Genomic DNA, 13,193 nt, shown 5'->3' on the forward strand with positions numbered 1-13,193 from the left:
TTACTACAAATCATTACAAGTGATACGCGGTGCGTGTCATCACTTTTGAGGCCAGCCGCATGGCCAATTTAACCGGGGCAGGCAATTTGGCGCCGCCCAGTTGTTCGGCCGTGAGGGCATGATGCTCTTCGTCTTCTTTCATTTGCGTCACGATCGCTTTTGACGCCACATCGTGAGCAGGGAGTTCTTGCAAATGGCTTTGCAAATGCGCAGAAACTTGATGTTCTGTTTCGGCCAGAAAGCCCAGATTCCACTTGTCGCCAAGCAGGCCTGCTGTAATGCCCATGCCAAAGCTGGCACCGTACCACAAAGGGTTGAGCAGGCTCTTGCGGCCCCCCAGTTCTTGAATCCGTTGTTCGCACCAGGCTAAATGGTCAACCTCTTCGCGCGAGGCTTGTTTGAGTGCTTCGACATTGGCTGGATCACGCGACACCAGTGCCTGACCACTGTACAAAGCCTGTGCGCAGACTTCACCAACATGATTGATCCGCATCAGCGCTGCGGCATGTTTGCGCTCGCGTTCGGTCAAGTCAACGGCTGGCGAGGTTGGCGGATAAGGGCGGCTGGAAACTGCCGGGCTGAACACCGTACGCAAACCCATATCCATGACGGCGATGGCTTTGTCTAATGTCAGCGGCGGCAAGTTAAGCATAGTGATCTTTCAAGTAAGGCCTGTTTGCGCCGCATGGTGCAAACAGGCAACACATTATGGTTTGGTTGCGCTTACTTTAGCAGGTTCTGGCGCTTTTTGAACAGGCAAGCCTTTGAGTAAATTCATGGCCTGAACAAATTGGAAGTCATCCTGGCTGGCTGGCTCAATCGGGCCGCGCGTTTCAGCATGTTTTTCTTCCTTCAGTTTTTCGGCGGCGGCACGAGATTTTGCTTCGTCAACCGCTTTGCTGTCGGGGGCTTTGCCATCTGTCGGGTTGGACAAGTGGCGTTTCAAGTCCGCCTCATGCAAGCTCAGGCTTGGGTCTGAACCGTCGTCAACCGTCACATCCGGTACAATCCCCTTGGCTTGAATAGAGCGGCCATTAGGCGTGAAATAGCGTGCGGTCGTCAGTTTGATCGCACTGCCATTGTTCATTGGCAGTATGGTCTGCACTGAGCCTTTACCAAAGCTTTGGATGCCCATGATGGTGGCGCGTTTGTGGTCTTGCAAAGCGCCTGCCACAATCTCTGAAGCAGAGGCTGAGCCAGCATTAATCAGCACAACGATAGGGACAGATTTGAACTCTTCTGGCAGGTCTTTCAGATAGTCAGACTTGCCACGGCGGGCATAATCCATCGGTGTTGCATTCAGGCGCATTTTGGAGTCAGCCACTCGGCCTTCTGTGTACACCACGAGGTCATCTTTAGGCAGGAAAGCTGCAGACACACCTACCGCCGCATCCAACAAGCCCCCTGGGTTGTTGCGCAGATCCAAGATCAAGCCTTTAAGCGGACCTTTATTTTCGGCACGCAGGTTTTTGAGCGCTCTAGCCAAGTCTTCGCCAGTACGTTCCTGGAACTGGGTGATACGGACATAGCCATAACCTTGCTCAATCCATTTATTCTTGACGCTTTGTGATTTGATAATCGCACGTGTCAACGTAAAGGTCAGTGGCTTGTCTTCGCCTTTGCGAATCACGGTCAGTGTAATTTTGGTGTCTGGAACGCCACGCATGCGTTTAACGGCATCATTCAGCGTCATGCCACGTACTTGGGCATCATCCAGCTTCATGATCAAATCGCCTGATTTAAGGCCAGCTTTGTAGGCGGGACTGTCTTCAATAGGCGTTACCACTTTTACCAATCCATCTTCCATCGCCACTTCAATGCCCAGGCCGCCAAATTCACCTTGGGTACCCGCCTGTAGCTCTTTGTAGGCATCGGCATCCATAAAGGTAGAGTGGGGGTCCAGGCCTTGCAGCATGCCGGACAAGGCTTCGTTGATCAGCTTCTTGTCTTCTACAGGCTCAACGTAATCAGATTTAACTTTGGCAAACACTTCGGCGAATACGCGTAATTCATCGATGGGTAGCTGTGAAACTGAGGTCCTGTCAGCCCAGGCAGAAATGTTGATACTGACCAGAATCCCTACAAATACGCCTGCACCCAGCAAGCCGAACTTTTCTAATTTGGAACGCATACCATGCCTTGTGTGATCAAATAAGCGAAGAATATTACTTTATTCAGAATCAGGATGCATCAGATAATGACAGCCTGTTGCAGAGAGTAGATAGAACGCTGTTAAGTTCATTTTCCGCTATTTCAATAAAATTGACTATACTCTACCCGCAAATAATTGTGTGAGAGAAAAACATGCAAAAGCCTATCGTAGAAATCGAGTTTTGTACACAGTGCCGATGGTTGTTGCGTGCGGCCTGGCTGGCCCAGGAGCTGTTAACCACGTTTGATGGCGATTTGAAATCAGTCAATCTGGTGCCTGGAACGGGTGGCATTCTGGAGGTGCGTTGTGATGGTGCGGTGATTTTTTCGCGCAAGGCAGCCGGGCGCTTTCCCGAGGCAAAAGAGTTGAAACAATTGATCCGTGATTTGATTGATCCTGAGCGTTCACTTGGACATAGTGATACGCCAGTCAATTCGTAACAACGATAGGGGCTAGTTAGCCAAAATTCAGGAGGCAGTCTGCAGCGCTTATTGCGACGCTTCTACTTCAAGACGTTTGGCCCCGTTGTAGCGTGATTTCCAATAGCGCTCATCCATGTTTTCAATGCGCACCTTGGCTCCCGCGCGTGGCGCGTGAATAAACTGATTGTTGCCGACATAAATACCTACGTGCGAAAACGCGGATTTGAGCGTATTAAAAAACACCAAGTCGCCCGGTTGCAAGTCCTCACGTTTGACCGTGTTGCCCATTTCGCTAATCGTGCGCGCGGACGGCGGCAGCGCAATTTGCGCGGCGTTCATGAACACGTACTGAACAAAGCCGCTGCAATCAAAACCGGTTTCCGGGCTGCGGCCACCATACTTGTAATTGACGCCGGTCAGGCTTAAGGCGCGGATCATGATTTCCTCCACCTTTTCAGACCAACTGCCGGAAATGCCGGACTGGCTTTCCATCACCTGCTCTTGTGAGTAGCTGTAGGCATTTTGCCAGCGCTTGTCATCCCCAGGCGCGGCGACGCTTTTGCACTGGCAGAGGAGCGCGCTCACGAGTAAGGCTGCCAGCCGTAAAATGGATTTATTCATCACAATCAATGGCTTGTTATATTGAAGTTCAAGTGCTTAAACAAGTTTTACAGGCTAAACCATGCCATAATTTATATTGATATGCAAGTAATAAGCGTCTTTTGCGTGTTGCTTGACTACATAAAAGTCGCAAAAGTGCTGTTTGTTTTAGTGGGGCTCATGGGATAATTGCGCATGTCTTTAGCGCAGCAAGTCAGTTCGGCATTTTCAGAAAACGGGTCTTTGGCACTAGCCATGCCTAACTTCCGCAGCCGTCCGCAGCAACAGGAAATGGCACTGGCCATTGCCGAAGCGATTGAACAACAACAGCAATTGGTGGCAGAAGCCGGTACTGGTACTGGCAAAACTTATGCTTACCTGGTCCCCGCCTTATTGTCCGGTGGCAAGGTCATTGTTTCCACCGGCACCAAAACTTTGCAGGATCAGCTCTTTCAGCGGGATTTGCCAGCGGTACGCGAAGCGCTCAAAGTACCCGTGTCTGTTGCCATGCTCAAAGGGCGCGCCAATTATCTCTGCCATTATCACTTACAACGTGCTAGCCAAGAAGGCCGCTTTCAGTCGCGCGAAGACGCACAATATATTCCTATCCTGCAAAGCTTTGCTGAACATAGCCAGACGGGCGATAAAGCTGAGTTAGTCGAAGTGCCGGAACAAGCGACCGTTTGGCAACAAGTGACCTCCACCCGCGACAACTGTGTTGGCCAGGACTGCCAGTTTTACAAGCAATGTTTTGTCATGGAAGCCCGCAAGCAGGCATTGGCGGCCGATGTGGTAGTGGTGAACCATCACTTATTTTTTGCGGATGTCATGCTGCGCGATGAGGGCGTGGCTGAATTGTTGCCCAGTGCGAATACGGTGGTGTTTGACGAAGCGCACCAGCTGCCTGAAGTCGCAGGGTTGTTTTTCGGTGAGGATATTTCTACTTCGCAGCTGGTGGATCTGGCCCGCGACAGCCAGATGGCGTACCTGAGTCTGGCCAAAGATTGCGTTGCCCTGAGTGAGGCCGTGCCGCCGTTGGAGAAAGCCTGCCGTGATTTCAGGCTGGTGTTCCAGTTTGAAGGTGCACGTATGCCGGCACAAAAGGCGCAAACCCTGAAGAATTTTGAGGAGGCATTTCAGCGCATGCTGGAGACGCTCGCCACCCTCACCGCCGTGCTGGAAACCCAAGCTGGTCGTGATCCGCTGCTGGAAAAGTGCTGGCAACGTGGTGAGGCGTTACTGGCGCTGATGGAAGCCTGGCTCAAAGGCAATCACGCCAATCTCGTCCGTTGGGTCGAGGTGTTTAGCCAAAGTGTGCAATTGCATGCGACGCCCCTCAGCGTCGCTGATGGTTTTGGCAAGCAACTCAATGCGCAGCCGCGTGCCTGGATTTTTACCTCAGCCACGCTGGCCGTTAAAAGTGATTTTAGCCATTACCAGAGCCAGATGGGGCTGTTGGCAGCGCAAACCCGGCACTGGCAAAGTCCATTTGATTACGGCCAGCAAGCGTTACTTTACGTGCCTACAGGGATGCCTGAGCCTAATAGCAGCGCTTATGCTGCTGCGGTCGCTGCGGTGAGCTTGCCGGTGCTGCAAGCGAGCCGTGGCCGTGCTTTTGTGCTGTGTACCTCGCTGAAGGCCATGCGCGAAGTGCATGCGTTGCTCAAAAATGCGTTTGAAGCGCTTGGCCTCCATTATCCTCTGCTGATACAAGGTGAGAGCAACCGTACCGAATTGCTGGACCGCTTCCGCAGTCATGGGAATGCCGTCCTGGTTGGCTCGCAAAGCTTTTGGGAGGGCGTAGACGTGCGCGGTGAGGCGCTGTCATGCGTCATCATCGACAAACTACCGTTCGCCCCACCCGATGATCCGGTCCTGGCTGCCCGCATCGACAAAATGAACGCCGAAGGCAAGAATGCCTTTATGGAATATCAACTACCCTATGCAGTGATTACGCTCAAGCAAGGCGCCGGGCGCCTGATTCGTGATGAGCAGGATGTAGGGGTGTTGATGATTTGCGACCCGCGCCTGGTAGATAAACCTTATGGTCGCCGCATCTGGCAAAGTCTGCCACCGTTCAAACGCACCCGTGTGCAACAAGAGGTGGAAGACTTTTTTACCCTGATTAACGGGCCTTCTTGAGTTGTCAGGATTGCGCATCATGCCTGAGATCCCCGCCCATGAATATACCCTGACTGCGATTCGCGCCCAGGGTGCAGGCGGGCAAAACGTCAATAAAGTCTCGTCAGCTATCCATTTGCGGTTTGATATTCATGCTTCCAGTTTGAGTGAGGCAGTTAAAAACAGATTGTTAAATAGCAAAGATCAGCGCATCACTGACCAAGGTGTGTTGGTGATCAAAGCGCAGCAATACCGCACGCAAGAGGCCAATAAGCGCGATGCAGTAGCACGCTTGCATGCCATTATTGAGACGGCCAGTCATGTGCATGCGGTGCGCTATGCAACCCGCCCCACATTGGCCTCGAAAAAAAGACGGGTCACAGGAAAATTGTTACGTGGGGTCGTTAAACAGGGCAGGGGAAAAGTGGTGGATGAGGGGTAAGCAAGGGATATTGTTGCTCACTCATTCTGTTTTTTTGCCAAGACTTTTACGCAGGCAACACGAAACACGCAACATAAAAAAGCCATCACAACGCGCAGGTGCTGTTGAGATGGCTTTTTTGTGGGCGTGACTCACTCGGGCAGTGATCCAAGCAGCGACGCTTTAGGATCTGTAATCTGCATTGATCTTTACATAGTCGTAAGAGAAGTCACAGGTCCATACGGTTGCATTCGCCGCGCCGCGATTCAATACCACGCGTACCAGAATGTCGCTTTCCTTCATGACTGCGGCGCCTTGCTCTTCAACATAGCTCGCTGCACGTCCGCCTTTTTCTGCCACCAGGACATCACCCAAATAGAGTTGCATGGTGTTGACATCCAGGTCATCGATGCCTGCATAGCCGATGGCTGCCAAAATGCGGCCCAGATTAGGGTCGGAGGCAAAGAAAGCGGTTTTGATCAGGGGCGAGTGCGCAATGGCGTAAGCCACTTTGCGGCATTCCGCTTCATCTTTGCCCGCTTCTACCTGAATCGTCATGAATTTGGTGGCGCCTTCACCATCCCGCACAATCGCTTGCGCCAGTTCAATCGCAACCTCAGTCAAGGCCGCTTGCAGGGCTGCAAACTCAGGGCTTTGTTCAGTGATGAGTGCATTGCCAGCTTCGCCGGTGGCCATCAGGATCAGGCTGTCGTTGGTGCTGGTATCGCCATCTACCGTGATGCAGTTAAATGATTTGTTCACGGCATATTGAATGATGCTATCGAGCGCGGATTGTGCAATCGCCGCATCGGTTGCGATATAGCCGAGCATGGTCGCCATGTTGGGGTGGATCATGCCGGACCCCTTGCTGATGCCGGTGATAGTGATTTGCTTGCCGCCTATGGTTAACTGGCGTGAAGTGCCTTTGGCGACGATGTCGGTGGTCATGATCGCTTCGGCAGCGTTTAACCAGTTATCTTCCTGCAGATTAGCGACGGCGTGTGGGATGCCGCCCAGCAGGCGATCCATCGGCAACGTTTCCAGAATTACACCGGTTGAGAACGGCAGCACTTGTTCCGGGCTGAGGTTGAGCGCTTGCGCCACACCGATACAGCTGGCGCGGGCGTCATCCAATCCTTGCTGACCTGTGCCCGCATTTGCACAACCGGTATTCACCAATAGCGCACGAATGCCTTTGTTCAGGGTTAGGTGCTCTTTGCATACGGTCACCGGCGCCGCACAAAAACGGTTCAAGGTAAAGACGCCAGACACGCTGCTACCTTCAGGCAAGGTCATCACCAACACGTCTTTACGGTTGGGTTTGCGGATGTGGGCCTGGGCAAAGCCAAGCTTGACGCCTTTGACAGGCAGTAGGGTTCCGGCAGCGGGAGCAGTTAATTTAACGGGCATCCAAGTTCCTTTGTTCTTATCATTAATAATGGTTAATCAGCCACGACGCCAAGTCGTACCTTGCGGGGTATCTTCCAGAATCACGCCGACATCTGCAAGTGCTTTGCGGATGCGGTCCGCTTCAGCATAGTTTTTGGCAGTTTTTGCAGCGATGCGCGCGCTGATTAGTCCTTCGATATCCAGGTCGCTATTCGCGGCGTCTCCCTGCATAAAACTTTCCGGGTCGCGCTGTAGCAAGCCGATAATTGCAGCTAATTGTTTCAATAATGCGGCAGTTGCGGCAGATTTATCTTTATTCAGGTCGTTTGCAAGCTCGAACAAGACTGCGATGGCTTCAGGGGTGTTGAAGTCGTCATTCATGGCTGCCTGGAATTTTGCAGCTTGTGGTTGTTGCCAGTCAATCTCACAGGCCTCGGCTGCGATGCCGCGCAAAGCCGTGTATAGGCGGGTCAATGAGGCTTTTGCATCGTCTAGATGTTTGTCTGAGTAGTTGAGTGGGCTGCGGTAATGGGCGCGCAGAATAAAGAAGCGCACAACTTCAGGGTCATATTTTTCCAGCACTTCACGGATGGTGAAAAAGTTACCCAGCGATTTGGACATTTTTTCATCATCCACCCGCACAAAGCCGTTGTGCATCCAGTAATTGGCCATGGTGCAGTCGTGGGTGGCTTCAGATTGGGCAATTTCGTTTTCATGATGCGGGAACTGCAGGTCCTGCCCACCGCCGTGAATATCAAAGTGTTGGCCAAGATGGGCGGCACTCATCACTGAACATTCAATATGCCAGCCGGGGCGGCCATTGCCCCAGGGGGATTCCCAATAAGGTTCGCCAGGTTTGACGGATTTCCACAATACAAAGTCCAGCGGGTCTTGTTTGAAACTATCGACTTCGACCCGTTCACCGGCGCGCAGGTCTTCCAGGCTCTTGCCAGAAAGCTTGCCGTAGTCATTAAAGCTACGGACTTTATAGAACACGTCGCCATTTTGTGCCTGGTAAGCAAGCCCTTTGTCTATGAGTTTGCTGATCATGTCCAGCATGCCTTGCACATGTTCGGTGGCACGTGGCTCGAGGTCGGGGCGCAGAATGCCAAGTTTGGCGGAGTCTTCATCCATGGCAATAATAAAGCGCTGCGTCAGGCTTTGAATGGTTTCGTGATTTTCATTGGCACGTTTGATAATTTTGTCATCAATATCGGTGATGTTGCGTACATAAGTCACCTGATAGCCACTGGCACGCAACCAGCGCGCTACCATATCAAACACCACCATGACCCGTGCATGCCCCAGATGGCAAAAATCATAGACAGTCATGCCACAAACGTACATCTTTACTTGGTTAGGCTCGATAGGCTTGAAGTCTTGCTTGTTGCGTGTAAGGGTGTTGTAAAGTTTTAGCATGCGAATGAAATGGACGGAGGATGGATGCGTGATAAAATTAGCAAAAATATTCTGGTGTTTAATTGGTGTTAAGCAGGCCTGCTACGCACTTTGCCTTCAAGCAACCGCTAAATGCCACCTTGCTTGATCAGGCTGTTGTGGTTGAGGCGACGCTAAACACAAAATGATGTGTAATTCGCCTGCATATTCACCTAATTTTGCACTGTCTCTAGTACAATCCGAGTATAACATACTGATAAAAATCAACGATTACCCAGGTAATAGCTCATGAATGCAACATTAAAAAAATATTTACTAGTGCTTGGCGTCTTTTTAAGTCAAGCCGCTTTCTCCAATGCCGTATTGGCTGGGCAAACCAATGTTGAGTTGCGCGAAATTAACCAGCTCTCTGAGCAGGGGAATCAGGCAGCAGCGCTGGATCGGGTGAACAACTATTTGGCAGCCAACCCGAAAAATGCCGAGGCCATGTTTATGCGTGGCGTGATTCTGGTCGAGCTGGGTAAGCGGGACGAAGCGATCAAGGCTTTTACCGAATTGACTGACAAATATCCTAGTCTGCCCGAGCCGTATAATAACCTGGCCGTGCTGTATGCTGACCAGGGGCAATACGACAAGGCGAGAAAAGCGCTGGAGTCGGCGATCAAAACACATCCTAGCTATGCGACGGCCCATGAAAACCTGGGGGATATTTATGCGCGTTTGGCTTCTGAGGCCTATGACAAGGCACTTAAGCTGGATACCTCTAACAGCCGTGCACAAAACAAACTGGCGATGATTACAGATTTGTTTGGCGGCAAACGTGCACAGGCGCGGCCTGCTACGGCTGTGCCTTCTGCAACGACTCCATCGGTAACGCCGCCAGTCAGCAATCCTCCGGTGAATCCATCGAATGCAGTCACGCCGCCATTGGCAACAGCGCCAGCGACGAATAATACAACTGTCACGGAAACGAAAAAGCCTGCGGTCGTAGAGGTGAAGCCACAAGACGTCAAACCACAAGAGGTTAAACCGGTAGAAACTAAGCCGGCAGAGCCTAAAGTGGTTGAATCCAAGCCAGTAGAATCCAAGTCTGCCGACAATAAGTCTGATGCGCAATTGGAGCGGGCGGTACTGGAGGCTGTCAATGCTTGGGCGGATGCCTGGGCTGCGCAAAATGTGGAACGCTACCTGAATAGTTATGCCAAAGACTTTAAAACCCCTGCAGGCGAACCCCGTAAACAATGGGAGTCCACACGACGTGACCGCGTGAGCCGGCCAAGTAAGATTTCAGTCAAGCTGAGCAATATTGACGTCCGTCTTGAGGGCGACAGCAAGGCCAAAGTGACTTTCCGTCAGGCCTATAAAGCAACCGGTTTGGATGCAAACTCCAATAAAACGCTCAATATGGTTAAAGAAGGTGGTCGCTGGTTGATTCAGCAAGAGCGTGTAGGCAAGTTCTAAATTTTTAGCTTGCTTTGGTGTCCAATTGAGGTCGTGTGTAAGCGGTTTTGTGTGTTGAGTGAAGTTCAAGCCATGCTGCGATGTCTGATGGCCTAAGCGCACGGGTTTTTACTGAAACAATTGTATAATCATGGTATGTGTCGGTTGAGAAAGTACTGTTGTATTGCGTTTGTCAGCGCTGCGCTTTTGCCCTGGAATGCAACGGCGGTTAACCATGAGGCGTTAACCGCCCGATTGTTCATGCAAAACAAAAACACCAATGCGGTAGAACGCATGCTGGTGCAGACTTTGCAGTCCATCAAAGAAGGGCACCTGCAGCAGGCGTTGGATTATGTTGACCAGTTGCTCGCTATTTCTCCCAATTTTGCACTGGCGCACTTGATTCATGGCGATTTGTTATCTGCTAAAGCCAGGATACTTCACAACTTTGGTGATGCCCATGTGGCGGACGTCAGCCGTATTCAGGATTTCAAAGAAGAAGCGGAAATCCGCATCCGCAATTACTTCGACCGCAATCGTGGCTTAACCCAACCCAATATGCTGGTGGAGCTTTCCGAGAAGCAAAGCCATGTCTTATTTGTCGATACTGCACGCTCACGGGTCTATGTTTACGAAAAAGGCCATGATAACGAGCTCAAGTATATCGCTGACTACTACGTCACCATTGGTAAAAACGGCATCGGTAAAAAGGATCAGGGCGACAAACGCACGCCTATTGGGGTTTATTTTGCCTCCCGCAAACTGAACCGTCCGTTGCCAGACTTATATGGTGATGCGGCTTATCCGCTCAATTACCCCAATGAAATAGATAGCTACGAGCGTAAGACCGGTTCCGGTATCTGGATTCATGGCACGCCAAGCGATACTTATAGCCGCCCACCCCGTGCTAGTGATGGATGTGTGGTGCTGTCCAATCCTGATATGCAGGCCTTACAAGGCATTTTGCAGGCGGGCAATACACCGGTAGTCATTGGTGTGGACTTTCAATGGGTCACGCCAGAATCGGCCCGGCAACAAGAGCGAGCCAAAGCGGATCTCAAACAAGCCATTGAGCGTTGGCGCAAAGACTGGGTGGCGCAAAATACCGAGGCATATCTGGCACATTACACCTCAGATTTCTTTTATTCGGACGGCGATTTGTCCAAATGGGCCAGCTACAAACGCCAGATTCAGGCGGGCAAACCCAAGGTCAATATTAATTTGTCTGAGGTCAGTATGTTCACTTACCCGAACGCCAAGCGCAATATGGTGGTCGTAGATTTTGAGCAGGAATATATTAGCCCTGCACTCAGGAATGTCATGAAAAAACGGCAATACTGGGTACAGGAAAACGGTGAATGGAAAATTCTCTACGAAGGGTCAGCTTAATGCGTTTGTTGTCAAAAATTGTAGGTGTTTGTTTGATGTTGGCTGTTAACCTCGCGGTGGCGGCCACACAGGTAATGTTTGAAACCAACCAGGGCAATTTTACGGTGGAGGTCTATCATGACAAGGCCCCGAAAACCGTGGACAACTTTTTGCAGTATGTGAAAGATGGCTTTTATACCAATACCATTTTTCACCGGGTGATTGGCCGGTTCATGATCCAGGGGGGTGGTTTTGACCGTGAGTTGACCGAGAAACCGACCCGCGCACCGATTGTGAATGAAGCAGCGAATGGCTTGGTTAACCAAACGGGGACCATCGCCATGGCACGTACCCCCGATCCCAATTCAGCCACCGCGCAATTTTTTATCAATGTGGCCGATAACCAGTTTCTGGATTACACCAGCCCGGAGCCAGACCGTATTGGCTACTGTGTGTTTGGCAAAGTAGTATCTGGCATGGATGTCGTCTTTAAAATCAGCAACCTGCCCACAGGTAACCAGCGCGGCTTCTCGGATGTGCCTATCCGTACAGTCATTATCAAACGTGCAACGATAGTCAATTAAGGTTTAATTGAGTGTCACAACCTTTCATTAATGGAGAATATTTTGGTCAAATTGACGACTAACTTTGGCGATATCACGCTAGAACTCAATGCAGAAAAGGCCCCAATCACGGTTGCCAATTTTTTGAGCTATGTAGAAAAAGGTTTTTATGATGGCGTGATTTTTCATCGCGTGATTAATGACTTCATGATTCAAGGCGGTGGCTTTGATGTCGACATGAAGCAAAAACCTACAGATGCGCCTATCAAAAACGAAGCTGATAACGGTCTCAGCAATGACAAATATACCATTGCCATGGCACGCACCATGGTGCCAGATTCTGCATCTGCCCAATTTTTTATTAATGTGAAAGATAACGACTTCTTGAACTTCAGCGCGCCGACCACGCAAGGTTGGGGGTATTGCGTATTTGGCAAAGTTGTCGAAGGCATGAACGTCGTGGATAAAATCAAAGCGGTTAAAACAGCCAGCCGTGCTGGCCATCAGGATGTGCCTGTTGAGCCTGTTGTGATTGAAAAAGCGGTTGTGGTTGCCTAAGGCATGACCACCTGGGTCATTTCTGATCTGCACTTATGTGCGCAAAGGCCTGCGGTAACGCAGGCTTTTTTGCATTGGTTGCATACCGAGGTCAGTCAGGCGAAGGCACTGTATATTCTTGGTGATTTTTTCGAAGTCTGGGTCGGGGATGATCTCCTGCAGGATGCCGAACATGGCCACGAATTTCTACCGGTGATCGAGGCACTCCGTGCTTTATCCACGCAAGGTGTTCAGCTCTATTTAATGCATGGTAACCGGGACTTTTTAATCGGCGATGCTTTTGCCCAGGCTTGCGGCCTCACTTTGCTCACAGACCCTGTACAAGTGCAGTTGGCTGAAAAAAGCATTCTGTTAAGTCATGGCGATGCCCTATGTACGGATGATGTCGCTTACCAGCAGTTCCGTCAGCAGGTGCGCAGTCCGGCCTGGCAGCAAGCGTTCCTGTCCCAGCCTCTGGCGGCCCGTATTGCCTTTGCGCAAAATGCCCGTCAGCAAAGCGCTCAAAATAAAGCCAGTCAGAGCATGCACATTATGGATGTCAATGCTGATGCTGTAGCGCAGTTGATCCGTGATCACCAATATCCAGAAGTATTATTGCATGGCCATACACACCGGCCAGCGGTTCACGCACTCACGGTAGACGGCCATGCTTGTGAGCGCTGGGTGTTGGGGGATTGGCATGAAACAGCGGTGGTGGCGCGTCTGGACGCACAGACGATGCAGTTAGTGACGTTATCGTTGTAAGGGTAATCTAGTCTAGC

General features: G+C 51.0%; 13 protein-coding genes. 8 read left to right on the top strand and 5 right to left on the bottom strand.

Annotation, left to right across the window (positions count from 1 at the left end):
• Nucleotides 1–13 precede the first annotated feature (13 nt).
• Together coq7 and ACIDF8_RS13695 are read right to left on the bottom strand one after the other, a co-directional pair.
• A complete protein-coding gene (coq7, locus tag ACIDF8_RS13690) occupies nt 14–652 on the bottom strand; it encodes a 2-polyprenyl-3-methyl-6-methoxy-1,4-benzoquinone monooxygenase (RefSeq protein WP_412011168.1) in 639 nt (212 codons plus the stop codon).
• A gap of 54 nt (nt 653–706) precedes the next feature.
• The gene (locus tag ACIDF8_RS13695) at nt 707–2,131 is read right to left on the bottom strand and encodes a S41 family peptidase (RefSeq protein WP_412011169.1); all 1,425 of its coding nucleotides are present in this window, start codon (nt 2,129–2,131) and stop codon (nt 707–709) included.
• A gap of 173 nt (nt 2,132–2,304) precedes the next feature.
• Between ACIDF8_RS13695 and ACIDF8_RS13700 the strand changes: the two genes are divergently transcribed.
• Nucleotides 2,305–2,592 carry a SelT/SelW/SelH family protein gene (locus ACIDF8_RS13700; RefSeq protein WP_412011170.1) on the top strand — a complete coding sequence of 96 codons (288 nt, stop codon included), beginning with the start codon at nt 2,305–2,307 and terminating at the stop codon, nt 2,590–2,592.
• Nucleotides 2,593–2,640: 48 nt separating this feature from the next.
• On the opposite strand, the gene ACIDF8_RS13705 is transcribed toward ACIDF8_RS13700, so the two are convergent.
• Nucleotides 2,641–3,195 carry a C40 family peptidase gene (locus ACIDF8_RS13705; RefSeq protein WP_412011171.1) on the bottom strand — a complete coding sequence of 185 codons (555 nt, stop codon included), beginning with the start codon at nt 3,193–3,195 and terminating at the stop codon, nt 2,641–2,643.
• Between the two features lie 174 nt (nt 3,196–3,369).
• On the opposite strand from ACIDF8_RS13705, the gene ACIDF8_RS13710 reads away from it, so the two are divergent.
• Both ACIDF8_RS13710 and arfB read left to right on the top strand, forming a co-directional pair.
• On the top strand, nt 3,370–5,316 hold the full coding sequence (locus ACIDF8_RS13710; RefSeq protein ID WP_412011172.1) for an ATP-dependent DNA helicase: 1,947 nt from the start codon (nt 3,370–3,372) through the stop codon (nt 5,314–5,316).
• A gap of 19 nt (nt 5,317–5,335) precedes the next feature.
• Complete coding sequence (gene arfB / locus ACIDF8_RS13715; RefSeq protein ID WP_412011173.1) at nt 5,336–5,737, top strand: alternative ribosome rescue aminoacyl-tRNA hydrolase ArfB; 402 nt, start codon at nt 5,336–5,338, stop codon at nt 5,735–5,737.
• A 162-nt stretch (nt 5,738–5,899) separates the two neighbouring features.
• Here the strand turns inward: arfB and argJ are convergent, their stop codons facing one another.
• A complete protein-coding gene (gene argJ / locus ACIDF8_RS13720) occupies nt 5,900–7,126 on the bottom strand; it encodes a bifunctional glutamate N-acetyltransferase/amino-acid acetyltransferase ArgJ (RefSeq protein WP_412011174.1) in 1,227 nt (408 codons plus the stop codon).
• Between the two features lie 36 nt (nt 7,127–7,162).
• On the bottom strand, nt 7,163–8,524 hold the full coding sequence (cysS, locus tag ACIDF8_RS13725) for a cysteine--tRNA ligase (protein WP_412011175.1): 1,362 nt from the start codon (nt 8,522–8,524) through the stop codon (nt 7,163–7,165).
• A 267-nt stretch (nt 8,525–8,791) separates the two neighbouring features.
• On the opposite strand from cysS, the gene ACIDF8_RS13730 reads away from it, so the two are divergent.
• The 5 genes from ACIDF8_RS13730 to ACIDF8_RS13750 all read left to right on the top strand — a co-directional run bounded on the left by ACIDF8_RS13730 (nt 8,792) and on the right by ACIDF8_RS13750 (nt 13,176).
• Nucleotides 8,792–9,964: a tetratricopeptide repeat protein gene (locus tag ACIDF8_RS13730; protein WP_412011176.1), complete on the top strand. Its 1,173-nt coding sequence runs from the start codon at nt 8,792–8,794 to the stop codon at nt 9,962–9,964.
• A gap of 240 nt (nt 9,965–10,204) precedes the next feature.
• A complete protein-coding gene (locus ACIDF8_RS13735) occupies nt 10,205–11,332 on the top strand; it encodes a L,D-transpeptidase family protein (RefSeq protein ID WP_412011177.1) in 1,128 nt (375 codons plus the stop codon).
• Between the two features lie 35 nt (nt 11,333–11,367).
• Nucleotides 11,368–11,895, top strand: a complete 528-nt coding sequence (locus tag ACIDF8_RS13740) for a peptidylprolyl isomerase (protein ID WP_412011178.1) — start codon at nt 11,368–11,370, stop codon at nt 11,893–11,895.
• Between the two features lie 42 nt (nt 11,896–11,937).
• Complete coding sequence (locus tag ACIDF8_RS13745; protein WP_412011179.1) at nt 11,938–12,432, top strand: peptidylprolyl isomerase; 495 nt, start codon at nt 11,938–11,940, stop codon at nt 12,430–12,432.
• Between the two features lie 3 nt (nt 12,433–12,435).
• Complete coding sequence (locus ACIDF8_RS13750) at nt 12,436–13,176, top strand: UDP-2,3-diacylglucosamine diphosphatase (protein WP_412011180.1); 741 nt, start codon at nt 12,436–12,438, stop codon at nt 13,174–13,176.
• Nucleotides 13,177–13,193 lie beyond the last annotated feature (17 nt).

The sequence above is a fragment of the Methylophilus sp. 3sh_L genome (assembly GCF_046766015.1).
GTDB lineage: Bacteria > Pseudomonadota > Gammaproteobacteria > Burkholderiales > Methylophilaceae > Methylophilus.